This window comes from Microbacterium sediminicola (genome assembly GCF_039531125.1).
GTDB lineage: Bacteria > Actinomycetota > Actinomycetes > Actinomycetales > Microbacteriaceae > Microbacterium > Microbacterium sediminicola.
In genome coordinates this window covers 606686-631943 of record NZ_BAAAPL010000002.1, presented here as the reverse complement: position 1 = coordinate 631943, position 25258 = coordinate 606686, and the positions used below count along the sequence as shown (strand labels likewise).

At 67.3% G+C, this 25258-nt stretch carries 26 protein-coding genes; 7 read left to right on the top strand and 19 right to left on the bottom strand.

Going from position 1 to position 25258, the window contains the following annotated elements; translation table 11 throughout:
• Positions 1-21: 21 nt before the first annotated feature.
• From ABD206_RS11615 to ABD206_RS11600, 4 genes are all read right to left on the bottom strand, one after another.
• Complete coding sequence (locus ABD206_RS11615; protein ID WP_344072706.1) at positions 22-963, bottom strand: NADP-dependent oxidoreductase; 942 nt, start codon at positions 961-963, stop codon at positions 22-24.
• A 1-nt stretch (position 964) separates the two neighbouring features.
• Positions 965-2002: an Ldh family oxidoreductase gene (locus ABD206_RS11610; protein ID WP_344072704.1), complete on the bottom strand. Its 1038-nt coding sequence runs from the start codon at positions 2000-2002 to the stop codon at positions 965-967.
• A gap of 64 nt (positions 2003-2066) precedes the next feature.
• Positions 2067-3773 carry a thiamine pyrophosphate-binding protein gene (locus ABD206_RS11605; RefSeq protein WP_344072702.1) on the bottom strand — a complete coding sequence of 569 codons (1707 nt, stop codon included), beginning with the start codon at positions 3771-3773 and terminating at the stop codon, positions 2067-2069.
• Between the two features lies 1 nt (position 3774).
• The gene (locus ABD206_RS11600) at positions 3775-4677 is read right to left on the bottom strand and encodes an amidohydrolase family protein (RefSeq protein ID WP_344072700.1); all 903 of its coding nucleotides are present in this window, start codon (positions 4675-4677) and stop codon (positions 3775-3777) included.
• A gap of 350 nt (positions 4678-5027) precedes the next feature.
• Between ABD206_RS11600 and ABD206_RS11595 the strand changes: the two genes are divergently transcribed.
• Complete coding sequence (locus ABD206_RS11595) at positions 5028-5786, top strand: siderophore-interacting protein (protein ID WP_344072698.1); 759 nt, start codon at positions 5028-5030, stop codon at positions 5784-5786.
• A 25-nt stretch (positions 5787-5811) separates the two neighbouring features.
• On the opposite strand, the gene ABD206_RS11590 is transcribed toward ABD206_RS11595, so the two are convergent.
• From ABD206_RS11590 to ABD206_RS11580, 3 genes are all read right to left on the bottom strand, one after another.
• Complete coding sequence (locus tag ABD206_RS11590) at positions 5812-6399, bottom strand: carboxymuconolactone decarboxylase family protein (RefSeq protein ID WP_344072695.1); 588 nt, start codon at positions 6397-6399, stop codon at positions 5812-5814.
• Between the two features lie 113 nt (positions 6400-6512).
• Entirely contained in the window at positions 6513-8006 is a 1494-nt protein-coding gene (locus ABD206_RS11585) for a DHA2 family efflux MFS transporter permease subunit (protein WP_344072693.1), read from the bottom strand.
• Positions 8003-8620 (bottom strand): PadR family transcriptional regulator, encoded by a 618-nt coding sequence (locus ABD206_RS11580; protein WP_344072692.1) that lies wholly within the window; start codon positions 8618-8620, stop codon positions 8003-8005. The genes ABD206_RS11585 and ABD206_RS11580 overlap by 4 nt, the downstream gene beginning before the upstream one ends.
• 60 nt (positions 8621-8680) lie before the next feature.
• Between ABD206_RS11580 and ABD206_RS11575 the strand changes: the two genes are divergently transcribed.
• The gene (locus tag ABD206_RS11575; RefSeq protein ID WP_344072691.1) at positions 8681-9628 is read left to right on the top strand and encodes a phosphoribosylaminoimidazolesuccinocarboxamide synthase; all 948 of its coding nucleotides are present in this window, start codon (positions 8681-8683) and stop codon (positions 9626-9628) included.
• 16 nt (positions 9629-9644) lie between these two features.
• Here the strand turns inward: ABD206_RS11575 and ABD206_RS11570 are convergent, their stop codons facing one another.
• A complete protein-coding gene (locus tag ABD206_RS11570; protein ID WP_344073555.1) occupies positions 9645-10091 on the bottom strand; it encodes an organic hydroperoxide resistance protein in 447 nt (148 codons plus the stop codon).
• 91 nt (positions 10092-10182) lie between these two features.
• On the opposite strand from ABD206_RS11570, the gene ABD206_RS11565 reads away from it, so the two are divergent.
• Positions 10183-10758: a TetR/AcrR family transcriptional regulator gene (locus ABD206_RS11565; RefSeq protein WP_344072689.1), complete on the top strand. Its 576-nt coding sequence runs from the start codon at positions 10183-10185 to the stop codon at positions 10756-10758.
• A gap of 14 nt (positions 10759-10772) precedes the next feature.
• On the opposite strand, the gene ABD206_RS11560 is transcribed toward ABD206_RS11565, so the two are convergent.
• The 7 genes from ABD206_RS11560 to ABD206_RS11530 all read right to left on the bottom strand — a co-directional run bounded on the left by ABD206_RS11560 (position 10773) and on the right by ABD206_RS11530 (position 17957).
• Positions 10773-11522, bottom strand: coding sequence for a cytochrome c biogenesis CcdA family protein (locus ABD206_RS11560; protein ID WP_344072687.1), 750 nt, complete (start codon positions 11520-11522; stop codon positions 10773-10775).
• 26 nt (positions 11523-11548) lie between these two features.
• Complete coding sequence (locus tag ABD206_RS11555) at positions 11549-12052, bottom strand: thioredoxin (RefSeq protein WP_344072685.1); 504 nt, start codon at positions 12050-12052, stop codon at positions 11549-11551.
• Between the two features lie 17 nt (positions 12053-12069).
• Entirely contained in the window at positions 12070-13083 is a 1014-nt protein-coding gene (locus ABD206_RS11550) for a LacI family DNA-binding transcriptional regulator (RefSeq protein ID WP_344072683.1), read from the bottom strand.
• A 24-nt stretch (positions 13084-13107) separates the two neighbouring features.
• On the bottom strand, positions 13108-14595 hold the full coding sequence (locus ABD206_RS11545) for a glycoside hydrolase family 1 protein (protein ID WP_344072681.1): 1488 nt from the start codon (positions 14593-14595) through the stop codon (positions 13108-13110).
• Position 14596: 1 nt separating this feature from the next.
• Positions 14597-15502, bottom strand: coding sequence for a carbohydrate ABC transporter permease (locus ABD206_RS11540; protein ID WP_344072679.1), 906 nt, complete (start codon positions 15500-15502; stop codon positions 14597-14599).
• Entirely contained in the window at positions 15499-16605 is a 1107-nt protein-coding gene (locus ABD206_RS11535; protein WP_344072677.1) for a carbohydrate ABC transporter permease, read from the bottom strand. The genes ABD206_RS11540 and ABD206_RS11535 overlap by 4 nt, the downstream gene beginning before the upstream one ends.
• A gap of 68 nt (positions 16606-16673) precedes the next feature.
• Positions 16674-17957 (bottom strand): ABC transporter substrate-binding protein, encoded by a 1284-nt coding sequence (locus ABD206_RS11530; protein WP_344072675.1) that lies wholly within the window; start codon positions 17955-17957, stop codon positions 16674-16676.
• Positions 17958-18174: 217 nt separating this feature from the next.
• On the opposite strand from ABD206_RS11530, the gene purS reads away from it, so the two are divergent.
• Both purS and purQ read left to right on the top strand, forming a co-directional pair.
• A complete protein-coding gene (purS, locus tag ABD206_RS11525; RefSeq protein WP_344072673.1) occupies positions 18175-18423 on the top strand; it encodes a phosphoribosylformylglycinamidine synthase subunit PurS in 249 nt (82 codons plus the stop codon).
• Positions 18420-19127: a phosphoribosylformylglycinamidine synthase subunit PurQ gene (purQ, locus tag ABD206_RS11520; protein ID WP_344072670.1), complete on the top strand. Its 708-nt coding sequence runs from the start codon at positions 18420-18422 to the stop codon at positions 19125-19127. Before purS ends, purQ begins: the two co-directional genes overlap by 4 nt.
• Positions 19128-19137: 10 nt before the next feature.
• On the opposite strand, the gene ABD206_RS11515 is transcribed toward purQ, so the two are convergent.
• Positions 19138-19569, bottom strand: coding sequence for a DUF1761 domain-containing protein (locus tag ABD206_RS11515; RefSeq protein ID WP_344072668.1), 432 nt, complete (start codon positions 19567-19569; stop codon positions 19138-19140).
• Positions 19570-19637: 68 nt separating this feature from the next.
• On the opposite strand from ABD206_RS11515, the gene ABD206_RS11510 reads away from it, so the two are divergent.
• Positions 19638-20585 (top strand): 2-hydroxyacid dehydrogenase, encoded by a 948-nt coding sequence (locus ABD206_RS11510; protein ID WP_344072666.1) that lies wholly within the window; start codon positions 19638-19640, stop codon positions 20583-20585.
• A gap of 138 nt (positions 20586-20723) precedes the next feature.
• A complete protein-coding gene (locus tag ABD206_RS11505; RefSeq protein WP_344072664.1) occupies positions 20724-23369 on the top strand; it encodes an InlB B-repeat-containing protein in 2646 nt (881 codons plus the stop codon).
• Positions 23370-23391: 22 nt separating this feature from the next.
• On the opposite strand, the gene ABD206_RS11500 is transcribed toward ABD206_RS11505, so the two are convergent.
• From ABD206_RS11500 to ABD206_RS11490, 3 genes are all read right to left on the bottom strand, one after another.
• Positions 23392-23961, bottom strand: a complete 570-nt coding sequence (locus ABD206_RS11500; protein ID WP_344072662.1) for a nucleotidyltransferase family protein — start codon at positions 23959-23961, stop codon at positions 23392-23394.
• A complete protein-coding gene (locus ABD206_RS11495; protein ID WP_344072660.1) occupies positions 23958-24278 on the bottom strand; it encodes a helix-turn-helix transcriptional regulator in 321 nt (106 codons plus the stop codon). Before ABD206_RS11495 ends, ABD206_RS11500 begins: the two co-directional genes overlap by 4 nt.
• A 176-nt stretch (positions 24279-24454) precedes the next feature.
• Complete coding sequence (locus tag ABD206_RS11490; protein ID WP_344072658.1) at positions 24455-25258, bottom strand: MIP/aquaporin family protein; 804 nt, start codon at positions 25256-25258, stop codon at positions 24455-24457.

Below are 25258 nucleotides of genomic sequence, written 5' to 3'. Positions count from 1 at the left end.
AGCCCGTTGTCGTCGGTCCGTTCAGACCGTCAAGACGACCTTGCCGCCGGGGTGGCCGGAGGAGACGAAGCGCAGGGCCTCCTTCGCCTCGGCGAGGGGAAAGGTGCGCGCGATCGGCAGCACCAGATCACCACGGGCCGCGAGGTCCAGGATCACAGCGCGCTGCGGCATGCGGAACTGGATGCTGGCCGGCATCATTCCCGCCGAGATTTTGACCCCTGCCTCCTTGGCCGCGGGGCCCGGAGCGAGTGTCGCGACCCGGCTGGGGTCGCCGACGAGCTCCAGCGACACCGGAAGCGACTCGTCGCTCCCGACCGCGTCGACGGCGGCATCTACACCCTCAGGCGCGAGAGCGCGCACCCGGTCGGCCAGCCCCTCACCGTAGACGACCGGCTCGGCACCGAACTCGCGGATCTTGCCCTGGTTGGCCTCGGACGCGGTGCCGATGACGCGGATGCCGGCGCGGCGGGCCAGCTGAACGACGAGGACCCCCACCGATCCCGACGCGCCGTGCACCAGCAGGGTCTGGCCCTCGGTCGCGCCCGAGAGGGCGAGCAGCTCGGCCGCGACGACGCCGACGTGCAGCAGACCTGCCGCCTCGACATCCTCGACCGTGTCCGGCAGCGCGAAGACATCCGCCGCCGAGACGGTCACCAGCTCCGCGAAGGCGCCGGTGATCTTGAAGGCGACGACCCGGTCACCGACCGCGACGGGACCCGTGGCGATCTCGGTGTCGGCACCGACCGCGGCGATGACCCCGACGGCCTCCTGGCCGACCGGCAGCGGAAGCAGAGATTCGTCCGCATTCCAGCCGCCACCCAGGGTCTTGTAGTCGGAGGGGTTCACCCCGACCGCGGACAGGGCGATCGTGACCTGGCCGGGTGCGGGTTCGGGAACCTCGACCTCGACGAGTTCCAGTGCGTCGATGCCGCCGTACGTCGGCAGCTGCCAGCGGTGCGCCATGTCAGCTCACCGCGGGAACGGTGACGTCCAGCGCGTCGGCGAGGGCGACGAGCTCGTTCCAGAGCTTGTCGCCGACGGGGATGCCGCCCTCGGCGCGCTTCACGGCCGCCGCGGAGCTGCGCTCACCGGGGACGAAGATCTCCTCGACGCCGTCGGCCTTGGGCAGGGCGTGGATCGTGTCCACCGTCGCATCCACATTCGCGACGAACTCGGTCACGTCGCCGAAGGCCGAGGGGTCCACGACGATCAGCGTCGCGTTCTGGCGGTGCTTCTTGGTGCCGGCGTGGTACGGCGTGAGGATCGGCGCAGTCACGAGCACGCTCGTGAGCAGCTCGAACATGAGGGAGAGGCCGGATCCCTTGGCGCCGCCGAGCGGAGTCGGGACCTTGGCGATCTCGGGGTCGGTGGTCGGCGTGCCATCGGCCGTCGTCGCCGCTCCCTCGGGAAGGGCGATGCCCTTGCGCTTGGCGTCGGCGATCTTACCCATTGCAATGAGCGAGGTCGCCATGTCCAGGAGCACCGTGGGGCGCCCCTCGCCGGCGGGAACGCCGATGGCCAGCGGGCTGGTCGCGACGGATGCCCCGACAGCGCCGGTGTACGACATCATCGGCGAGCCGGCGGCGATGCCGATGCCGACCAGTCCCTGCTCGGCGACGAGGGAGGCGTAGTAGCCGATCGCACCGGTGTGGACGGTGTTGCGCACCGAGACGATCGCCACGCCCTGGGTCTTGGCCTTCTCGACGGCGAGGTTCGCCGCGCGCGTCAGCGCGATGGGACCCGGGGCGAAGTCGGCGTCCACGATCGCGGTGCCGGGGCGGGTGTCATCGATCGTGATGGTGGCCTCAGGGTTTGCGATGCCGTTCTCGAACATCTCGACATAGCGCGGCACCCGTGCGATGCCGTGCGAGTCGATGCCGCGCAGGCTCGCCCAGACGAACGAGTGCGCGAGCGCGGTGGAGTCCTCCGGCGAGAGGCCCTTGGCGATGAAGATGTCGCGGGCGAAGGCCTCGAAGGCCTCGGGGGAGACGGTGGTGGGCATGTGTCCTCCTTGACGGGTATGTGAGCGCGGGGACCGATCCGCGCGGATCGGTCCCCGCCAGGTATCAGCGCGAGACTGCGACGTTCAGGACGGCGGTGGTGCCGCCCTTGACCGCAGCGACCGCTTCGGCGAGCACCCGGTCCAGTTCTGCCGGGTCGTCGACCTCGGCGTGGTACATGTCGAACGGCGCCGCGAATTCGCTCAGGGCCGGCTGCGTGGACAGGTCGACGCCGAGGTGGTTGTCCGTCTGCACGGCCGAGCCCTGCGGGTAGAACCGCAGGTGGTTCATCTTCATCGACAGGTACTTCTTGTTGTTGTAGATGACGATGAGTGCGGGGGTGTCGGTGTCCTTCGCCGCCATCAGCGACTGGACGATCGGGTTGTAGAGGAACGCGCCGTCGCCGACGGTGTAGAGGACGAATCCGTCCTGCACCGCGAGCTTCACGCCGAGCGCCACGGCGATGCCCTGACCGAGCCCGCCCTGAACGTAGAAGAAGCCGTCCGGACGCTCCCACCCGATGTGACGCTGCACAAGGCGGCCGTGCGTGATGGTCTCATCGACCACCGTGGCATCCTCGACGCGGACGATCTCCCGCAGCTTCACCGACAGCGCGATCGGGTCGATCACATCGGTGACGGCAAGTGCCTTCGCCTCGAGGGCCTCGGTCTGCGTCGTGAACGCCTCGTGCGCGATCGTGGTCGCCGCCTGGCGCTCGGCGATCAGTGCGGCATCCGTGCGCTCGAGCGCGGCGGACCGCAGCGCCGCGAGGGTCTCGGGCAGCGCCCCCTCGAGGTACATGTCGGCGTTGAGCACCTGGTACACCACGTGCGGTCGCTGCGGCATCTCGTCGATGACGACCGTGGTCGCCTTCGCCGGTCGCCTGCTCGGCGGGTAGTAGGGCGCGCGTGCGTTGATCAGCAGGATGACATCGGCCTCGTCGATGATCTTCTCGACGTCGTTGCCGATGTAGGCCGGGCTGGACTTGGAGATGTTCGCGCACACCGTGGATGTCGGTTCGATCACGGCGATACCGAGATCCTCGGCGAGCGCGGTCAGCGCCTCGAATCCGCCCTGCTCACGCCCGGCGGTTTCGGTGATGATCACCGGGTTCTTCGCGCCGGCGAGGAGGTCGGCGACCGCCGCGATGTCCTCGGGCACGCTCACGCGCCGCCCGCGGGCGACGACCTTCTTGCCGCCCTCGGGGCGTTGGGCGTCTTCGAGCAGCACCTCCAGCGGCAGGTTCATGTACACCGGTCCGGTGGGCTGACGCGCTGCCATCTCGCCCGCGCGCTTCACGAACTCGTAGAGCGTGTGAACGGACGCGGCCTGATTCGACCACTTGCTCCAGGGGGCGGCGACAGGGTGGGTGCCCCCGACGATCGAGAGGTTGCGGTACCACTGGCCACCCGGATCCTGCCCGGGTCCGTCGCCGTAGGTCGTGGACTCCGAGGAGGTGACGACCATGCCCACGCCCGCCAGCAGCGCGCCGTGCACAGCCATCGACCCCTGCAAGAGGCCGGGGGTCGCGTGCAGCAGAACCGCCTGCACGCGACGGGTCACGAGACCGTAGCCGGTGGCCATGCCCACGGCCACGGTCTCGTGCATCAGATCGATGTAGCGCGGAGTGGGGACGCCGTCTGCCTGGCGGCGCGCGAGGGCCTCCCAGGCGGGCGCCCACTCCGAACCGGACGAGCAGAAGATGACGTCAACGCCCAGATCATCAAACGCCTCGATCAGCAGCTCGCCGCCGTCATACTTCTGCTCGCTCACGTCAGGCGGTCTCCGCCTTCGCGCCGGCACCCACGGTCTCGGCGTCGGCCGGGATGTCCCAGTCGAGCACCTTGCAGATTCCCTTGCCCATGATCCATTCGAGTTCTTCTTCGCTGAAGCTGAAGTGCTTCGTGAACTGCTCGATGGTGTCGGTCCAGGTGAGGCCATGGCCGAGCAGGCGCGTGATGTCGGTACCCCAGTGTGCGCGCTCCGGACCCATCTTGTCGACGACCTCGCGGACATACTTCTCGATGTTGAGGTTGGGGAACGGCGCCGTCGAGTAGCCGGGGATCGCCGAGACCTTGACCGAGATGTTCGGGTAGACGGCGAGGTCGGCTGTCTCCTGCACCCAGTAGCCGATCGCGTCGTCGACGCAGCGGGCCATGATGCCCATGTGGTCGATGATGATCTTCAGGTCGGGGTGCTTCTCGGCGATCTGGCCCAGCTCGCGCTTCCAGATGGGGGCGTGCACCATCGTGGGGATGCCGAGCTTCTCGGCGATCGGCCAATACCAGTCGTTGGTCCCGTCGATCATCCAGTTGCGGTCCTGGGGGCGGTGGAAGGTGAGGCGCACACCCTTGATGTGCTCCTGCTCCTTGATGAAGTGGAGCAGCTTCTCACCCTCTTCGGGGTCGTTCTGGGGCACACGCGCCATGATGCCGAAACGGCCCGGGTACTGCTCGGCCGCCTCGAGGGCGTAGTCGATGCGGTCACCCTCCCACGACGGGGGCAGGATGAGCGCCCGGTTCACGCCCGCCTCGTCCATGAGGCCGACGGCCTCTTCAGCGAGGAACGCCTCTTCGCGGTGTCCGTTCAGACGGATGCGCTCGCGTGCGCCGGGGACCCAGGGGCGGTCCGGGGTCTCTTCCTTCCAGAGGTGGATCTGTGAGTCAACGATGAACACGTGTACTTCCTTCGGTCTGCGGGGTGCGCCACTGCAACGACGCAACGGCGGCGGCGACTGGTCGGTCTCTTTTCCAGCCCTCGTGACGCTATCCCCGACCTCCCGGGCTTTCCAGGCGCACGAACGCATCTTTAGCTGAACCGATGTGCCTCGCGTGCACGATCCTTCGCGGAGCAACCGTGATTTGCTGGGGATTGACAGCGCCGTCGTCACCCGGAGGACTCGAGATGACCGATCATTCATCCACAGGAGAAGCACCTCGGCGGGCCCGCGCGCAACCGCCGGCAGGACCCTTCTTCCGCGCGGGCGGGATGCACCGATTCACCGCCCGGGCTGCCACGGTGATCGCTGTGTCACGGCCCGTCGAAGCCTTCGCGCGGGTCACCGTCACGGGTCCGGATTTCGCGGACTTCGTCAGCACGGGCCCGGCAGATCACTGTCGTCTGTTCTTCCCGGATCCCGCCTCCGGCGTCATCGTGGCCCCCCGACCCCTCGGTCCCGGGGAAGACGGCATCATTCGCCCCGACCAGCCCGCGATCGCCCGTGACTTCACCCCGCTGAACCCCCGCGCCGTGGACGACTCCGTCGCCATCGATCTCGACTTCCTGCAACACCCGGATCCGGGGCCGGCATCCGCGTGGGGCGAGTCGGCGATGGTCGGCGACACCCTCGTCGTCGTCGGCCCTCGCGGCTCGCGAGAGGCGCCCACGGGCGCGGCCCGCGCCGTGCTGGTCGTCGACGGTTCCGCGCTGCCCTCCGCCGGCCGCTGGCTGGCCTCCCTGCCCGACGCGACAGCGGTCGAGGTCGTCTACGACGGCGACAGCGCCGACCTCGGATGGGTGGGCGACTATCTCGCCGGCTTCAGCCCGCGCGGATTCGGACTCTTCGCCGCCGACGGACCGCTCGACGACGCCGCTCGGGCTCGCCGGATCGACGAGGGAATGTTCGTCTTCGGCGCGGGCGAGGCAGGTCGCCTCATCCCGCTCCGACGCCTGCTACGCCGCGAACTCGGCCTCGCCTCAGAACAGGTCGCCCTCAGCGGATACTGGAAGGCAGGGGCTCACGCTTTCGACCACCACAGCGCACTGGATCCCGACGACCCCGACTGAGCGGGTCGTCGATCAGGCGCGCGTGTCAGGCGTCGACGGAGACACCTGACACGCGCTCATACCCACGGATGTCGGGGTAGGGCGGCGTGCGGTCGGCCTGGAGATCCACTTCGAAGGTGTTCAGCAGCATCGCGAGCATCGAGAAGTTGCCGAGCGAGCCGATCGTGTCGACGACGCCCTCGACGCCGAAGGTCGCGACCGCGCGGTCGAAGGTCTCCTGAGAGACGAAGTGCTCGCGCAGAATCTGGGTGCACAGGTCGTAGAAGACCGCATCCTCGTCGTTGTCGAACGCGGGAGCCACGTTGCGGGCGATCGCGTCGATCGCGGCCGCGGGAATGCCCTCGGCCAGCGCGACATCCACGTGGGCGTTCCAGGAGTACTGCGCGTCGAAGTGGCGGGCCGCCAGCAGCAGGGAAAGCTCGCGCAGACGCAGCGGGAGGTGCGAGTCCCACCGCAGGAATGAGCCGAGTGCCTCGACCCGCTCGCACAGCTCCGGGCTGTTCAGCCACACCTGGAACGGCGCGCCCAGGCGCCCGCGCTTGCCGGCGATCTTGTCGAAGACCTCGCGCTGGCGCGGGGTGAGGGTTTCGGGGTTGAGCTTGTCGACGCGCATCGCGGCCTCCTGTGCCGGGGCGTCACTGCGCCCGGGGTCGTGGTGAACCCTGCGACGCTAACCCGCGAGATCCACGGCCCACCAGCACCGGCCGTGCAACGTAACCCTGCGCGTCAGGACCGGGGCCGGCGCGGAGGCAAGAACGCGACGACGACCACCGCGAGCGCGGCGACGACCATCGGGAGGATCATCGACTGTGCCATGGCGACGCCGAAGGCCTCCCGCAATGGTTCGGGGACCGGTCCCGCCGTGGCGGCGTTCGCGTCCACGGACGCGCCGGCGAAGTTCGCTTCGATTCTCGCTTGGATCAGCGCCGCGATGGCCGCAGAGCCGATGACCGAACCGACCGTGCGCATCGCGTTGTAGACGCCGGACCCGGCGCCGGCCTCGCGCGGCGGGAGCTCGCGGGTGGTGGTGGTGGTCAGCGGCCCCCACATCCCCGCGCTTCCGAGACCGAGCGTGAGCGAGGGGACCAGGAACCACAGCACGGGTGCCGCGCTCACCATGAGAAGCGCGTATCCTCCCAGCGACAGGGCGACAAGGCTGATGCCGGGCACCAGCACCCAGCGCACATCGATGCGTGCGATCAATCGGCCGACGAACGGTGAAACGATGCCGACCGCCAATGCCATCGGCACCGTCATCAGTGCCGACTGGGTCGGGGTGAGGTCACGCGCGAGCTGCAGATAGAACATGATCGGCAGGCCCAGTGCGGTCGTGGTCAAGCCCACGGCGGCAATCGCGGTCGTGGCCAACGCGAACGTGCGGATACGGAACAGTTTCAGGGGGACGAGCGGCTCGCTGCGGGTACGCGACTGCTGCCAGACGAACCCTGCGAGGATCACCACGCCGGCCACCAGCAACATCCACACGGTCACCGGACCCCAGATCTCACCCCAGTCGTACGCCTCGGCTTCCTGCAGGGCGAAGACCACGAAGAACAGCCCCGCCGCGCTGAGGAAGACGCCGACGAGATCGAAGCGGTGCGGATGGGTGGGCAGCGACGGCACCAGGAGCACGGCCAGCACGAAGGCGATGATCCCGACCGGGATGTTCACGAAGAAGATCCACTCCCAGCCGAGGCCGTCCACGAGCAGTCCTCCCGCCAGCGGCCCGACGAGCATCGCGACTCCGGATACGGCACCCCAGAACCCCATTGCCGTGCCGCGCGTCTCGATCGGGAAGGTCCTGGTGATCACCGCCATCGTCTGCGGAGACATCAGCGCCGCGCCCAGACCCTGGACGGCGCGCCACAGGATGAGGGCCTCGAGCGTCGCAGAGAACCCGCAGGCGAGCGACGCCGCGGTGAAGATCGCGAGACCGATCAGGTAGATCCGCTTGGGCCCGAAGCGATCACCGAGTCGTCCGGTGATCAGCAGTGGCACGGCGTAGGCCAGCAGGTAGGCGCTGGTCACCCAGATGACGCTGTCCAGATCGGTGGAATCGGGGTCGAGCGACGCCTTGATGGCGGGATTGGCCACCGACACGATCGTGGTGTCGACCAGGATCATGAAGAATCCGACGATGAGCGCCCACAGCGCGGGCCAGGGGCTCTTCGTCAGCGGGCGCACCGTGCGGTGCCCCCCGGCGGGCGCGGTCTTCGTCATGCTCGTGCGGCCTCTCTTTGGGCGATGTAGCGGTCGGACTTCTCCGTGGCGTGTCCCCAGGGCATCCCCTCGTCCCTCAGCCGGCGCAGCAGACCCTGCGTCCATCGCAGGTCGGTGGCCAGCTGCTCGCACTCCCGATCGACTTCGAGCAGGAACTGCTCGGGTACCCGCTGTGCGCGGGCGGTCGCCAGACCCTGCTCGTGCGTGGAGCGTTCCCGGGTGAGGATGTCGACGCGGCGCTCGAGCAGGGAGACCATCTCGTCGCGTTCGAGGTTGTGTGAAACCGAGAGCGCGACCCGCAGGTGCTCCGCACGCGTCGGCGCCGAGAACTGCACGCGGACCCACGCGCGCATCGCCTCGCGCCCCGCGGTGGTGAGTGAGTACGTCGTCCTCTCCGGTCGCTTCCCCTCGCGATCGACGCCCACCTCGCAGGCGAGTCCGGCCGCAACGAGCCGATTGATCGTGTGGTAGACGGTCCCGGTCGTCACGCGGACGAGACGGTCATCGCTGCGGGAGCGCATGAGCCGGATCATCTCGTACGGGTGCATGTCGTCTTCGTTCAAGAGAGCGAGCACGAGAAGCGCCAGCGGGGTGAGCGCGCGGTCCGTGGCCATGAATTGCTCCAGTCAAAGTAGTCCATATGGACTATAGCGATCGTCTGGGAGGATGGAACAGTGACTCAGGCGATCCCCGGTTGGCGCGCGGTGTACTCCGGCAAAGTGCGAGATCTGTATGTCCCCGAGGACGGCGCAGACGACCGGATGCTGGTCGTGGCCAGCGATCGGGTCAGTGCCTTCGACCACGTGCTCGAGCCCGGCATCCCGGGCAAGGGTGAGCTGCTGACCACCCTCAGCCTGTGGTGGTTCGATCAGTTGGCCGGCGCCGACGGTGGGCGCCGCGTTGCGAACCATCTCGTCGACGGTGCCGTGGTGCCCGAGGAGGTCTCCACACGGGGGATGATCGTCCACCGGCTCGAGATGCTGCCCGTCGAGTGCGTCGTCCGCGGCTACCTCACCGGGTCGGGCTGGGCGGAGTACAGCGCGACCGGGACGGTCTGCGGCATCTCACTGCCTGACGGACTGTCCAACGGGGATCGCCTGCCCGCGCCGATCTTCACTCCGGCCTACAAGGCGCCGCTGGGCGAGCACGATGAGAACATCACATTCAGCCAGACCGAGGAGCTCGTCGGCGCCGACCGGGCGGCCCAGCTGCGCGACCTGTCGCTGGAGATCTACGCCCGCGCCGAGAAGACGGCGCGCTCCCGAGGCGTGATCCTCGCCGACACGAAGTTCGAGTTCGGCATCCTGGACGGCGAGCTCACCCTCGGTGACGAAGTGCTCACGAGCGACTCATCCCGTTACTGGGACGCCGCGGCGTGGGCATCCGGGACCACGCCGTCTGAGCGGATGGCGAGCTTCGACAAGCAGATCGTCCGCGACTGGCTCGCGGCCAACTGGGCCCACGCGCCCGGAGGCTCTGCGCAGCGCGCCAGCGATGCGCAGAGTGGGCGTGGGGAGGACAAGACGGGCACCCCACCGCAGCTTCCCGCAGAGATCGTCGCGCGCACGACCGCGCGCTACCGCGAACTGGTCGACCTGATCACGGCCACCATCGACCGGTGACCGTGATCAGGCGTGATCAGGACACCGGTGGGACCGCGACGGCAGCGGACGTGTCGAGCCTGATCTTGGTTCCGATATTCCCGCGGGTCGCGTTCGAGTAGGGGCATGTCTGCTCTGCTTTGTCGAGCACCTTCCGCAATTCCTCCTCGCTGCCGCCGGGCACATGGACGCGCAGCTCGACGTGGAGCTGGAATCCCCCTTTGAGGTTCATTCCGATACCGACCTCTGCAGTCACAGAGGAGTCGGTGAGATCGACTCCCGCCGACTTGGCAGCCATCTTCAGCGCGGAATGGAAGCAGGCTGCGTACCCTGCTGCGAACAGCTGTTCGGGGTTGGTCTTCTCGGGCTGTTGCCGCGGCTTGGGCGTTGCCAGATCGAAGTTGAGGAGTCCATCATCGCTCTCGACGTGACCATCGCGTCCGGCGCCGGTGGCCGTCGCTGTCGCCCGGTAGAAGATTTTCATCGGCGTGACCAAGGCTTGCTCCTTAATGTAGACGAACTAGTACGTCTACATTAGATCGCACCGCTCCACAGACAAGGGGTACGATCTGCCGATGACCAGCGAACAGGCCGAAGTCGCGCCCAGTGCCCGCGAACGCATCGAACGCGCTGCTCTGTCACTGTTTCGCGAACACGGTTTGCGCGGTGTCAGCGCGGACCGCATCATTGCCCGAGCCGAGGTCTCCAAGGTCACGTTCTACCGACACTTCCCCTCGAAAGACGACCTGATCATCGCGTACCTTCAGCGCGAGTGGGATGAGGTGCGCACAACCGCCGCCGAGCTCACACGCACGCTTCCAGACGACGCGCAGGATCTCGATGTCGTGGTCGGCCTCTTCCGCGATCAGGTGTGTTCACCCGGCTTTCGCGGGTGTCCGTTCATCAATGCCGCCGCGGAGCTGCCCGATCATGACCACCCGGCGAGCGTGCTCATCAGGCACTACCGCGCGTGGCTCACGACCGAGTACGCGGACCGTCTGCGCGCCTCCCACATCGACGATCCCGAGAGCCGGGCCCGCGAAATCGTCATGCTGCGAGACGGCGCCATGGTGGCTGGCTACCTCACCGACGACACCGAGCAGGTGGTTGCGGGCTTCGAGCGCGCACTTCGCCGAATCGTCGCCGCCTGAGTCGGACGTCGCTCTCAGCCGAGGATGAAGTGCTCCAGGTTGGAGATCGGGTCATACCACCCCTGCTCCAGTACCCACGCCTGAACCGCGCGGTCGAAACCGATCGCGACGAGGACACCGACGACGATCAACACGCCGCCGACGACCCGCCGGAACACACCGCGCGGGTCGGCGAGCCACCCCAGCCGCCGCACCAGCGCAGAGCCGGCGAGCGCGATGACCATCAGGGCCAGCGCGAGGCCGACCGCGTAGAGCACGGTGTAGAGAGCCCCCTCGGCAAGACTCACCGGCAGCACCGTCGCGACGATCAGCGCGTAGGTCGGACTGCAGCTAGTGAAGGCCGGGCCGAGGGCCGCGCCGAGCAGGATGTCGCCGCCGAGCCCATCCCGTTGGGCCGTACGGTTGAGCAGCCCTCCCCCGGCGCTTTGCAGGCGCAGCGCGGCGGAGATCCGGTCCCACACCTCCGGCAGGAGCATCGTGAGGCCGAGCAGCACCAGGATGCCGCCCGAGATCCAGGTCCACACCCATGCCGGCACACCGAGCAGCGCGGTGGTCCCTTTCAGCAGCAGCGTGAAGATCGTCACGGACACCGCCAGGGACGCCGCGATGATCAGCGGCCGGAACCACCGTCGCTCGGCGTGCTGCGCGTCGGCATCCGCTCGGGCCGCCGTCCCGCCGATGATGACCGGGAGCAGCGGCAGGACGCAGGGGGCGAGAACCGTCAGCACCCCGGCAAGAAAAGAGACCAGCGAGAGAGTGATCATGCGGACCGTGCGGCTCCGGAGGCGGGTCAGAGCCCGAGTCCGGCGATGCCGGCATCCAGAGTCGGGTCATCGTAGGCCACGAACAGCGAGACCTTCTCGCCGTTCTCGTCCACGGCGACGAGCGTCGTCTGCAGCGTGACGCCGTACTCCTGGCGCAGCTGCTGATTCGAGTCGTAGTCCACCTTGAGGATCGTCATGCCCTGCGGGACGCCGACCGCCTGGATGTCGGCCTCCAACGCGCGGCACTGCGGACACCACGGCGCGTGGAAGAAGAGGATGCGCGTGCCCTCGGCAGCTGCCAGCGCCTCCTCCGAATAGTCGACGTACACACCCGGCCCGGCGGCACCATCGATCGTCGCGGCGGGCATCTTCTCCTCGGAGGTCGCCTCGGTCGAGGAGGAGACGACGGGCGTGGCGGTCGCCGCCGCGCGCTCCGCAGCGCGCGTCGCACCGATCACGATGAGCGCGATACCGATCCCGACGACGAGGATGCCGGCGAGGGTGAGAGATACAACAGTGGACCTCTTCATTTGTCCAGCATGACCGCTCAGGCCGATTCGCGCACTACCAATTCGGTTTCGAGGATCGTCGCACGCGGCGGATTCTTGCCGGAGAGGATGTCGAGGAGCACGGCGGCCATCTGCGCACCCTGTTCGTACGAAGGCTGCCCGATGGTGGTCAGCTGCGGTGTCACCGTGGTGGCCACGGGAGAGTCGTCATAGCCGATGACCGCGACATCCTCGGGCACGCGCAGACCTCGCGCGCCGAGCTCGGCCATGGCTCCGCGTGCCATCAGGTCGCTCGCGACGAAGATCGCGCGTGGTGCAGGCCCCTGGGCGAGAACCTGCCGCATGGCGTCACGCCCGCCGTCGCTCGTGAACCCGCCGTCCGCGTAGGGACCCTCGGTCAGCCGGGCTTCCGCCATGGCCTTTCGATAGCCCTCGAGACGGTCGAGGCCACCGGGCATCGTCAGGGGCCCGGTGATCGTGCCGATGTCGGTGTACCCCTTGTCGATGAGGTATTTGGTCGCCTTGTATCCGCCGTGCACGTTGTCGACGTCCACGTAGTGGTCACCGGGACGCTCGAGCACCGGCCGACCACCGTAGACGACGGGAACGGCCGCGGCGATGCGATCGATGAAGGTGTCGCTCGTGTGGTGGGAGACCACGAAGGCTCCGTCCACGCTTCCGGTGCTGAGGTAGCTGGCGGTCTTGTCACCGGGATCGTCGTTGGCGATGAAGAGATTGAGCACATAGTTGGATGCCCGAAGCCGAGCGTTCATGCCCGAGACGACCGCCGCGAAGTACGGATCCCCGAAGAAGCGCGTGGTGTCTTCGGGGACGACCAGCGCCAGCGCGTGCGTCTGCCGGCTGGCCAGTGATCGGGCTGCGCGGTTGGGGACGTAGTTGAGCTCGACGATCGCGCGGTTGACCGCCTCGAGCGCCTCCGGGCTCACCGCCGTCGACCCGTTCACGACGCGCGACACCGTCGACCGGGACACGCCCGCTGCGGCCGCGACCTCTTCGATCGTGACGGTCGCCCGTGTCGATTCGCGGCTCACTTCTGGGTCCTTCCCGATGACGACTCAGGTCTCGTCGACGACGAGCTCACGCGCCTCGATGATCTCGCCGTACCGAAGCCCGCTGTCCTTGAGCGAGCGCTCCTGCGAGTCGTAGTCCACTCGAACGATACCGAAGCGCTTCTCGTACCCCCACGCCCACTCGAAGTTGTCGAGCATCGACCAGTAGAAGTAGCCCCGCACATCGACGCCGGCATCGACGGCGTCGAGGATCGCTCCGAGGTGCCCCTCGAGGAACGCGGTGCGCTCGTGGTCGTGCACCCGCGTGACCCCGTCCTCGAGCACGGGGACATCGTCATAGGCGGCACCGTTCTCGGTGACGAACAGGGTCACATCCGCCGCCTGCGCGTACTCGGTCCAGACTCGCTCGAGGAGCGTCGTGAGCCCGTCGGGCTGGACCTCCCAGTGCATCGCCGTGCGAGGCAGGCCGCGGTCGTGCCAGAAGATGCCGTCGTGGGAGGGGAAGGGGGAGTCCGACGGCCGATCGGTCGGCGCATCGCCGCCCTCGGGGGTGAAAGCCGGCTCCGAACCGCCGACGAGCTCACCGTGGTAGTAGTTCACGCCGAGGCTGTCGATGGGGGTGGAGATGACCTCCATGTCGCCCGGCTGCACCGCGCCTTCCCAGGCCTCGACGGCGTGCGGGGCGACGGCACGGATGTCCGCCACGATGTCCGCGGGATACGAGCCGCGGAAGATCGGGTCGAGGAACCAGCGGTTGAACTGACCGTCGATGCGGCGCGCGGCATCCACGTCCGCGGCAACGCTCGCGTCGACCGGGTCGGCGACGGTGAGGTTCAGGGTCAGTCCCAGGGTGAGGTCTGTATCGCGGGCACGCAGCTCGCGCACGGCCTGACCGTGGCCGAGCATCAGGTGGTGGGCTGCGAGCATCCCCTCGGCGGCGCTGTAGTGGCCGGGCGCGTGGATGCCCGCGGTATAGCTGAGGAACGACGAACACCACGGTTCGTTCAGGGTCGTCCACACGTTCACACGGTCCCCGAGCGCGTCATGCATGTCGAGCGCGTACTCGGTGAACAGGTCTGAGGTCTCGCGCACGGTCCAACCGCCCCGCTCCTGTAGCGCCTGGGGCAGGTCCCAGTGGTACAGCGTCAGCCACGGCAGGATGTCGGCATCCAGAAGTTCGTCGACGAGCCGGCTGTAGAAGTCCAGCCCCTTCTGGTTCAGGGGGCCGCCGTCGGGGCGCACCCGTGACCATGACGTCGAGAAACGGTAGGTCTGCAGACCCATGCTCTTCATGAGCGCGACATCGGCCGGATAGCGGTGGTAGTGGTCGCAGGCCACCTGGCCGTCGTCCCCGTTGATGACCGCCCCGGGTACGCGACAGAAGGCATCCCAGATCGAGTCGCGGCGGCCGTCCTCGTGGGAGGCCCCCTCGATCTGGAACGCCGCGGTCGCCGCGCCGAAGAGGAAGTTCTCGGGGAAGGTCCGGGCCAGGCGCGTGGCAGGTGCCTGTGCCGCAGAGGTGTCGATGGTCATGTCAGCCTTTCACTGCGCCGGCCATGATGCCGCTCACGAGCTGCTTGCCCGTGAAGATGAAGAGGATCAAGAGGGGAATGGTCGCCAGGATCACGCCGGCCAGCACGATCGAGTAGTCCACGAAGTAGTTGGACTGCAGGAGCGAGAGCGCGACGGGGAGCGTCGGGTTCTGGCGGTCGAGCACGATGAACGGCCAGAAGAAGTTGTTCCACGCCGTGACGAACGTGAACAGGCCCAGCATCGCCGCCGCGGGGCGCGCGGCCGGGAGCCCCACCGTCAAGAAGGTGCGGAACGAGTTCGCGCCGTCGACACGGGCGGCCTCGATGAGCTCGTCGGGCACGGCCTGACTCAGGTACTGGGTCATCCAGAACACCCCGAACGCCGTGACCAGTGCCGGGATGATGATCGCGCCGATCTGGCCGGTCCAACCGAGGTCGGAGAACAGGATGTACAGCGGCACGACACCGAGCTGGGTGGGGACGGCCATCGTCGCGATGACGAACACCAACAGCCAGCCCGAGCCCTTGAAGCGGAGCTTTGCGAACGCCCAGCCCGCGAGCGTCGAGAAGAACACCACCGACAGCGCGATGATCGCCGAGCTCCAGATGCTGTTCCACAGCGCCAGCCAGAAATTGACGGCAGGGTTGGAGACCACGGCAGCAGCGTTGGAGAAGAAGTTGCCGCCGGGAATCCACGACAGGTTGGGGTCGCGGATCGTGGACGAATCGCCCGAGCCGATGAGGATCGACCAGTAGTACGGGAAGATCGAGCCGAGCAAGAAGACGGCGAGGACGCCATAGACGATCCAGCCGGGACGGTCACCGCGGAAGCGGCGCCGGCGGCGGCGCTTCTCCTCGACGGGCTGCTCCTCCTGGGGAGCCATCGGGATGGGGGAGACGGCGGTCATCGCGATCCCTCCTTCGAGGTCGAAGAGCCGGCATCGACGGCGGAGCGGCCTGCCGCGGCATCCGCGCTGACCTGGGCGCTCGCTGCCCGTGCGGCGGCACGGCGCTGCTTGCGTGTCAGGGCGCTGCGCGACCCCTCGTCGCGGACCAGGCTGCGGGTGACGAACAGGTTGATGACGCCGATGAACAGAATGATGATGAACAGGATCCAGGCCAGAGCTGCGGCGCGGCCGAAGTTCCACTCGCCCCACCCGATGTTGTAGAGCCACAGCGTGATCGTCAGCCACTGCGAGTTGGCACCGCCGGTGCCGTACTGGTCGTACATGCGCGGCTCGTCGAAGATCTGCAGGCCACCGATCGTCGAGGTGATGATGACGAAGATCAGCGTCGGTCGAAGGCTCGGGACGGTGATCGAGAAGAACTGGCGGATCTTGCCGGCGCCGTCCACGGTCGCTGCCTCGTAGTAGTCGCGCGGGATGGCCTGCATGGCAGCCAGGAGGATCAGGGTGTTGTATCCGGTCCAACGGAAGTTGACCATCGTCGCGATCGCGATGTGGCTCGCGAAGGCATCCGAGTGCCACGGGACACCGGGAAGGCCGATGCTGGTCAGCAGGTTGTTCACGAGGCCGTACTGGTCGGCGAACATCGCGCTGAAGATCAGGGCGACCGCGACCGGGGCCATCACGTAGGGGATGAGGACCCCCATGCGCCAGAAGGTCTTGGCGCGGATGTTCTGATCGAGCATCGCGGCGATGAAGATCGCGACCGCCAGCTGCGGGATGCTCGAGAGCAGGAAGATGCTGAAGGTGTTGCGCAGCGCGATCCAGAACTTGGGGTTGGAGAGCACCCACGTGTACTGCTCGAAGCCGATGAACTCACCGCTGTTGCGGACCAGGTCCCAGTCCATGAACGAGATGACGGCGGTGTAGGCGATCGGGAAGAGTCCGACCACGAGAAAGAGAATGAAGAACGGCGAGATGTAGAGGTACGGCGAGAGCTTGAGGTCCCACCGGCTCAGACGGTGTCCGAATCCGATGCGCCGCGGCGACTTCTGCGGCTTGCCGGCGGGCTCTGATGCCGCCGGTCGCGTGAGTGTGCTGGTCACGAGTGCTTCCTGATTCCGTGTGGGAGGGCAGTGGTGGGCCAGGACGAGCCTGGCCCACCACCCGGGGGTCAGCCGATGAGGTCGACCTCAGACACCCACTGGTCCCACGACTGCTGAGCAGTCTGCGAGCCATCCACATCGACACGAGTCAGAGCCTGCTGCATCGCGTCGTTGATCTGGAAGTAGTACTGGCCCTTGAACGGAGAGATCGTGACAGCGTTCGCGCGGTCGGAGAAGATCGAACCGACGGGAGCGTTGTTGAAGTACTCGTTGGTGGAGTCCAGCAGAACCGGGTCGGACAGGGCGTCCACCTGGCTCGGGAAGGTGCCGGCGGCCTCGAAGGCCTTAATCTGCTGCTCGGGAGCGGTCAGCCATGCGGCAAGCTCCTGGGCTGCGGCGACGTTCGCACCGTTGGCGGGAACGGTCAGGTAGGAACCGCCCCAGTTGCCACCGCCGCCGGGGAAGACGTTGGCGATGTCCCAGGTGGTCACGTCGGGGGCGTTACCCGAGATGACACCGAGCATCCAGCCGGGGCAGAGCATGGTCGCGTAGTCGCCGTTGGCGAGGCCCGCGAACCAGTCGTCGCCCCACTGGCCGAGGTGAGCGGACTGCGTCGCGCTCGCGTCGAGCACGGCGTTGTAGACGTCCTCGACCTCGGGGTTGGTCGTCGCGATGATCTCGCCGGTGGCGGGGTCCTCGTAGGCGGCCTGAACCTGGTTGATCATGCCCTGGTAGGTGGCGCCGGCCGAGTCGAACCAGGCCTTGCCGGTGGCGTCGACGTACTCCTGACCGACCGAGAAGTAGGTGTCCCAGTCACCCTCGAGCAGCGCAGCAACCTCGTCGGGGTCGGTGGGAAGACCCGCGGCCTCGAACAGGTCGGTCTGGTAGCAGACGGCCTCGGGACCGATGTCGGTGCCGTAGCCGATGAGGTTGCCGGCCTCGTCCGTTGCGGCCTCGACCTTCCAGTCCAGCCAGCGGCTGGTCAGGTCGGTCGGAACCGGAGCGAGCAGGTCGGAGTACTGCATGACCTCGGGCAGCCAGTCGACCTCGATCGCCTCGACATCCGCGAGACCGGTCTTGCCGAGCTTCTGGAAGTAGTTCGCGCGAGCATCGTTCGACGTCGCCGCGATGTTCTGGATGACGGTCACGTTCGGGTGCAGGTCCATGTACTCCTGCAGCAGGGCATCGGTGTAGCCGAAGTCGTTGAACGTGGCCACGGTGAGCGTGATCGGCTCGTCCGGGTCGGTCGTGTCCGACCCGCTGCCGCCACCGGAACAGCCGGCGAGAACGACGGCTGTGGCTCCGAAGGCTGCGACGATCGCAGCACCTCGACGGAAGGCATGTGAATTCACTGTCACTCCTTTGTGGTTGGGGGTGGCTCGCGGAGGAGGCGAGTGACCCGTGATCCGTGGGAGCGTTCCCACGTTGTCGGCGTCAAAGCTACGGGAGCGCTCCCATGGCGTCAAGGCGGGGTGCGTGAGCAAAGGTCACAGTTTGATCACGGCGACGCGACATGGGCCTCCCCCGTAGACTGGTGCGACATCCACTCCTCGACCTCCGGAGCGCTCCATGCCGACCATCGTCGTCGATGTCATGCCCAAGGCCGAACTGCTCGACCCGCAGGGAAAGGCCGTGTCGGGTGCGCTCGCACGCCTCGGCCTCGACGGGTTCGCCGGTGTGCGGATCGGCAAGCGCTTCGAGCTCACCGTCGAGGGAGAGGTGGATGACGAGCTGCTGGCGACCGCCAAGAAGATCGCCGACGACATCCTCTCCAATTCCGTGATCGAGGATGTCGTGGGCATCGAGGTCGTGGAGTGACCGTTCGTATCGGGGTCATCACCTTCCCCGGGTCGCTCGACGACCGCGACGCGCAGCGCGCCGTGAAGGTCGCCGGCGCCGAGCCCGTCGCGCTCTGGCACGGCGATCACGACCTTCAGGGCGTGGACGCACTGATTCTGCCGGGTGGCTTCAGCTACGGGGACTACCTGCGCGCCGGCGCCATCGCCGCGCGGGCTCCGATCATGGCCGAGGTCATCGACGCGGCCGGCACCGGGATGCCGATCCTCGGCATCTGCAACGGCTTCCAGATGCTCGTCGAGGCGCACCTGCTCCCGGGCGGGCTCATCCGCAACGCCCACCAGCAGTTCATCCGCAGAGACCAGAAGCTGCGCGTCGAGAACGCCGACACCGCGTGGACGAGCGCGTTCGAACAGGGCGAGGAGATCGTCATCCCGCTCAAGAATGCCGACGGCGGCTACATCTGCTCGGCCGAGACGCTCGAGCGGATCGAGGGCGAGGGTCAGGTGGCCTTCCGCTACCTCGGCGTGAACCCCAACGGATCGCTCGATGACATTGCGGGTCTCACCAACGACGCCGGCAATGTCGTGGGCCTCATGCCCCACCCCGAGCACGCCGTCGAGGCCGGCTTCGGTCCCGACACCTCCGCAGCGATGCGCTCGGGCCTGGACGGGCTGCGCTTCTTCTCCTCCGCGATCGCCGCGGTCGTCGGCGCGTCCGCGTAGTCTTCGACGCTCAGACGGTTCCGGCGGGGGGCCAGACACCGATGATGACCGCCATGACGAGAACTGTCACCAGCTCGTGGGCGATGTTCACGACAGTCAGAGTCGTGGGGCGCCCCTCGAACGCATCGTGCGTGATGAATCGCGCGGCCGTGAACCCGGCCCATAGGACAGCACCGGTCCCGAGCGCGGTCAGCAGGAAGCTGCCGCCGAACGCATGCCAGGTCACGACGGTGGCCGCGGCCAGGACCCACGCGGAGATGAAGCTCACGACGACCGTCACCGAAATGGCGAGCGTTGCGGATGCCGCAGGCCTGTCCATGTCGACCTTGGCGAGTTTCGCCCACAGTGTCCCGAAGACGCCGCGCGCGTACCAGACCGAACCGACGACCATGGTCGAGAGCGTCGCGAGGATGACTGCCCAGTAGTTGATCGCGAGTTCCATGGCTGCTCCCTGGTCTGACCGGATGGCGATGTCGCGAGCGTACCGGCGCGAACCCGTAGCGTGAAGGGGTGAGCTCCGACATCCAGCCCCTCGTGGTCACCGTCCCCTCCGCCACCCTCCTCGACGACCTCACTCCGGCGCCCGAGGGTGTCGAGATCCTCGAGTGGGATATGCGGGACCCGGCACCCCGCGCGCGCCTCGACATCGTCGTACCGCCCTACATGCGTGGGCCGCGGGTCCTGAAAGCGCTGGCGGGCCTGGATGTGGGTCTCGTCCAGGGTCAGTCGATCGGCTTCGACGGCATCGCCGAGAATCTCCCGGCCGGCAATGTGTTCGCCAATGCGGCCTCGGTGCACGAAGCCTCGACCGCCGAGCTCGCCGTCGCGCTGACACTCGCCGCCCAGCGCGAGCTGCCGCGGTTCGTCCGCGCGCAGGATGCCGCGCGCTGGGACGGACCCGGGCCCTCCGGGGTTTCCGTGGAGAGCCTCGCCGATCGACGCGTGCTGTTGGTCGGGTTCGGTGGGGTCGGGAAGGGCATCGCCGTACGCCTCGCAGGCTTTGAGGCCGAAGTGACCGCGGTCGCGAGTCGCGGGCGCGTCGAGGAGGGCATCCAGGTGCATGCCATGAGCGACATACAGTCACTCCTGCCCGCTGCGGAGATCGTCATCCTCTCCCTGCCGGCCACCGCTGAGACCGTCGGAATCGTGGATGATGCGTTCCTGTCCGCCCTGCCGGACGGGGCGCTCATCGTCAACGTCGGACGCGGACCCCTCGTCGATACCGCCGCGCTGATCGATCACGTCACACGGGGACGTATTCGCGCCGCGCTCGATGTGATGGTCCCCGAGCCGCTCCCCTCCGACCACGCACTGTGGACGCTGCCCGGGGTCATCCTCACCCCGCACGTCGGCGGGGCCTCGAGCGCCATGAGACCGCGGATTGCGAAGCTCGTCTGTACCCAGATCGAGCGGATGCGGGCGGGCGAGGAGCCACTCAACGTCGTGATACGGAACTGATTCGAAGCGGGCCGGGCGGCGTCTGCTCCTGTTCACCCCTGTAACCCATTCGTTCATATTGACTACTCAATTGTCTGATACGGTTCCCGTGGCCCACCGGCGTGCCACTCTAAAGTCTCACCGTGAAAGGCCGACGCAATGGTCGCTCGAACGTTTCGCTCTCCTCTCGCCATCCTGTTGAGCTGCCTGCTGGTCGTGGCGATGCTCGCCCTCAGCCCTGCTGCAGTCGCCGCGGAGACGGAAGGTAGCGAAAGCCGCGAGGTGGGGAACTGGAGCGATCTGCGCGCGGCTTTCTCAAGCGGCGGCAGCATTGTGCTGACGAGTGACATCTCCAACGAGAATGGTGAGAATCTCGTCACCAGCAGCAGCGGCGTGACCCTTGATCTCAACGGACACCGCCTGGATATCTCGATTCCAGGACCAGACGACAACGACCATGCTTTCCCGGGCATTGAGGTCACCGGGAGTGCGAGCCTCACCATCGACGACAGCGCCGGAAATGGCGAGCTGCACGCGACTGGCGGCAAGATGAGCGCCGGAATCGGCGGGGGTCGCGATACCGGCGATCCCGGCACGATCGTCATCAACGCCGGAACCATCACCGCCACCGGAACATCGGGTGGCGCCGGAATCGGTGGTGCGGCTGGCACCGCAGGGCCCGGCGCACACGTCACCGTCAATGGCGGAAGTGTGACCGCGACGAGTGATAGTGCCGCAGGCATCGGCGGAGGCGATGGCCAAAGCTACGGCGGCCGCGGCGGCACACTGGTGGTTACGGGAGGCTCCGTGACCGCAGTTGGCGGCAGGGGCTCTGCGGGCGTCGGCGGCGGGAGAGCCTGGGACGTCCCGGCCGACGACGCTTGCGAGTCTCACGGAGGCTTTGGCGGCGACGTCATCGTGTCTGGCGGGACGCTTACCGCGAGTGGCGAAGATGGCGGGCCCGGTATCGGAGGCGGCGCGCAGTGGTGTACGACGGGTTCAGCAGGTGACGGGGGCAACGTCACAATCACCGGCGGCACTGTGGTCGCGACAGGCGGTGACAGCGCACCAGGCATCGGCGGGGGCGCAGCCTTCGGAGAAGACTGGTGGGGGTTTCTGCCCGGCGGGACCGGTGGCGCTGGCCCGAACCTCACCATGTCCCACGGCTCACTCACAGCGGTCGGAGGTGCGAGTGCACCCGCTGTCGGTTCCGGTCACACCAACAACGCCTGGCTTGGGGGAGGGGAGATTCAGCTCCACACCCGCGCTCAGACGGCATCCGACCTTCCGCGGCTCACTGGCGGTGGGGAGGGTAACGAACCCGCCACGATCTCATTCACCACCGGCGGCAGCTACAACATCAGTGCCTCGAGCCACACCGATGGCAATCGGTTGGAAATTGCGTACCTTCCGTTTCACTCCGTGACGTACGACGCGAACGGTGGCGAGGGCACTGTGCCCGATGCGGGGTCGTACGAAGAGAACACTGTGGTCGAGGTCGCCAACGGCGGCGCGCTCACAATGGATCACTACCAATTCAACGGGTGGAACACGTCCGCGGACGGCTCTGGGACGGCCTACGCGCCGGGCTCGTCGCTGACTGTCACGAGCGACGTCACCCTCTACGCGCAGTGGATTGTCATTGCCAGCTACGAATACGCCCTGTCCTTCGGGGTGGGAGATTCTGCGGTGGGATCGACGGTCTGGATCACCCCGACAGACACGGTGAGTTCATCCGGCAGTGTGAGCATCGAGTCCTCGACGGGCACCGGGACCTGGATTGAGTCCTTTGCACTTCCGAGTGGTAACGTCAGCGCTCCCCTGATCCCCTCCGCGGGCGTCAGCGCCGGTACATACACGTACCGGGTTCAGCAGGCGACGGGGGTCACCGATGCGGTCGGGCTGTTCACGTTCACCGTGAGCGAGTCCGGGACGATTACCGACATCACGCCGTCGGCCACGCTCAGTATTGACGGCGTGGTCGGAACCTCGGCGGCAACCGTGCCGATCACCGGCTCAGGCGCTGGCCTCCGACCGGGCACGGCGTGGGAGCTCCGAGTGACCATGAGCGACTTCGTCACTATCTTCTACACGTCCGGCACAGTCGGCGCAGATGGGGCCTTCACCGTCTCGGAGGCCGTAGACCTCTACCTTTCTCAGTCAGCCCATAGGCCGCCCTACTACCTCGTGACGCTGACGACGACAACGTCCAACGCGACAGTGTCAGACACGGCAGAGATCCGCGTCCGTGAGTCGGGAACCATCCAAGAGGTAAAAGCCCACAACGGACCGCGGAGAGTTGACGCCGGCGTCGGAATCTTCCCGATGTTCGAGATGACGTCGCCCCTCAAGGGATCCACCGCCTACATCGGTGGAGTGGGGTTGGAACCCGGGACTGATTGGACCGCCGTGGTCGAGTCTGATCCGATCACGATCGCCAGCGGGACGGTGGACACTTCTGAGCAGTTCGTGACGGAGGCCACCATGCCTGATTCTCTCCCCGAGGGAAATCACACGCTCACCGTGTCGGGCACATCCCCGACGGGCGAGACGGTCACCTCGGTGCTGTACTTCACGGTCACGGCGGAGGGCTACATCCTCTACGTCTCGCCCGACGGGCCCCGGCCTGCCACGGTGACCGAAACCTCATCGTCATCGTCCGATTCAGCTGCAGCGAGCGCGTCGAACAACTCGGACCTCGCGGAGACCGGAGCGACGCCGTCGTGGGCTCTCCCCATCAGTGCGGCCGCCACACTGGTCCTGGGTGTACTTCTGGTCACTCTCCGACGTCGGCGCCGGGCATAGGTCGGTCTCGGGTAGAGGCCGCTCAGCGCGTATCGACGTCGTGCCCGTCCCAGAGGTCGCCACACTCGATCAGCTGAGCGCCTTCGGCTTCGAGGTAGCGCCGCGCCCCCGAATCACCCGCTAGTCGGCGGCCCAGAGGCCGCCAGTGATGACGTCCCAGCAGTACCGGATGCCCGGGGCTGCCGTCGTACACGGCCCGCGCGAGAGCGTCGGCACCGCCTATGGACGCGCGCACGCGCGTGACGACTGCGGAGGGCATGCCCGGAACATCGACCGGCACAACGATCGCCGCTTGCGCATCGGCATCGCCGGCTGCGTCGAGACCCGCGCGCGTCGAGGCTGAGAGCCCGCTCTGCCATGCGGTCGCCACCACTGAGCGCGCACCATCGGGAACGACGCGCGCCGCTTCCTCTGCCCGTGCCCCGAGCACGACGATGACCTCGTCACATCCGCCCTCCCACAGCGCTACGCACACAAGCTCCAGCCAGGGGGTGCCGTCCGGCATCCGCGCGAGTGCTTTCGGCATGCCGTACCGCGTCCCGGCGCCGGCGGCCAGCACGATGCCGACCGACGGCGCAGCGAGGGTGGTCACACGCCCATTGTCCAGGACCACAGGATCATGAGATCGCGCGCCAGCTGATCGCGGTTGACGCGATACCGGACGTTCCTCCCCCGACGCTGGCCAGGGGGAAAATCAGCCACGATGTAGCCGAGGTGCTCGAGATCCTCGAGAACGTTCCGCACCGAACGCTCGGTCAGATCCGAGCCTTCGCGCACCTCGGCGCGAGTGCTGTCGGGATGCATCGCGAGATACCGCAGGGCCGTCAGACGTGTGACGGCGCTCAGCGCGTGGTGCGCTGCAGCGGCATGCCCGGGCATCCCCTCGGGATACTCCACGCGTGTAGGCATCCCACCATTGTGCCCTGCCGCAATCATGGAGTCGATGAGCGCGAGCGTCGCCGTTCGTGCCGTTGTAGCCACTCGCCCCTCCTAGCGCGCCCGTCTTTCGGGCGAACAAGGTCGAGCGTAGACAGCACAACTTATGCGTTAGATGCCGTAAGGGATCGCGCTGTTACGCGTCGCTTTTAGCCCGCGGTGGGGTTTCCCATCGCGGCCGAAGCCTCCTGAGCTTTCGCGCGACCACGCAGGAACCGGGCCGCACCGACGGCGGCAATCGCGCCGAGGACGGCGCCGACGAGGTACACCCAGTACGTGTCCATCGCCCCCGCGATGAGGTTCGGACCGAATGCGCGAGCGGGGTTCATTGCCGCGCCATCGAAGGCTCCGGCCATTGTGCCGAACGCGAGGATGTAGGCCCCTACAGCGAGCGGTACATATTGACCATTGAGCTTCGGCCCGTTGGCCATTCCGAGCACCATCAGCACCATCAAGAACACCAGGATGGCCTCGACCACCACCGCCTGGATCTCCATGCCGGGCTGCGGCTTCACCGAGGCCAATCCGCCGGCATCCCCGAAAAGCCACATCGCGACGAGCGTTCCGAGCGTGGCCGCGGCGAACTGCACGAGCCAGTACACGACCGCCATGACCCACCCCATGTCGCCGCGGAGCGCGAAGGCGAGGGTCATCGCCGGATTGAAGTGGGCTGAGATATCACCGAGGAAGTAGATCGCCGCCACAAGCCACAGCGCCGAGACAAGCGACAGGATCAGCACGACGATGTACGCGGGCGGGGTGCTGCCGTCGTCCCCGTATCCGGTGAGGACGGCAGCACCCCCCGACAGGATGAATGTGAGCCCGAAGACCCCGAAGAACTCCGCAACCAGTCGCCGCGCGCGATGCGCGGGGCTCGTCCAGTCGGCCTTGAAGGCCGAGAGCCCGACCTGGCTGCGAAGGGCCTGTTCTCCTGTCGGCTGTTTGTCGCTCAT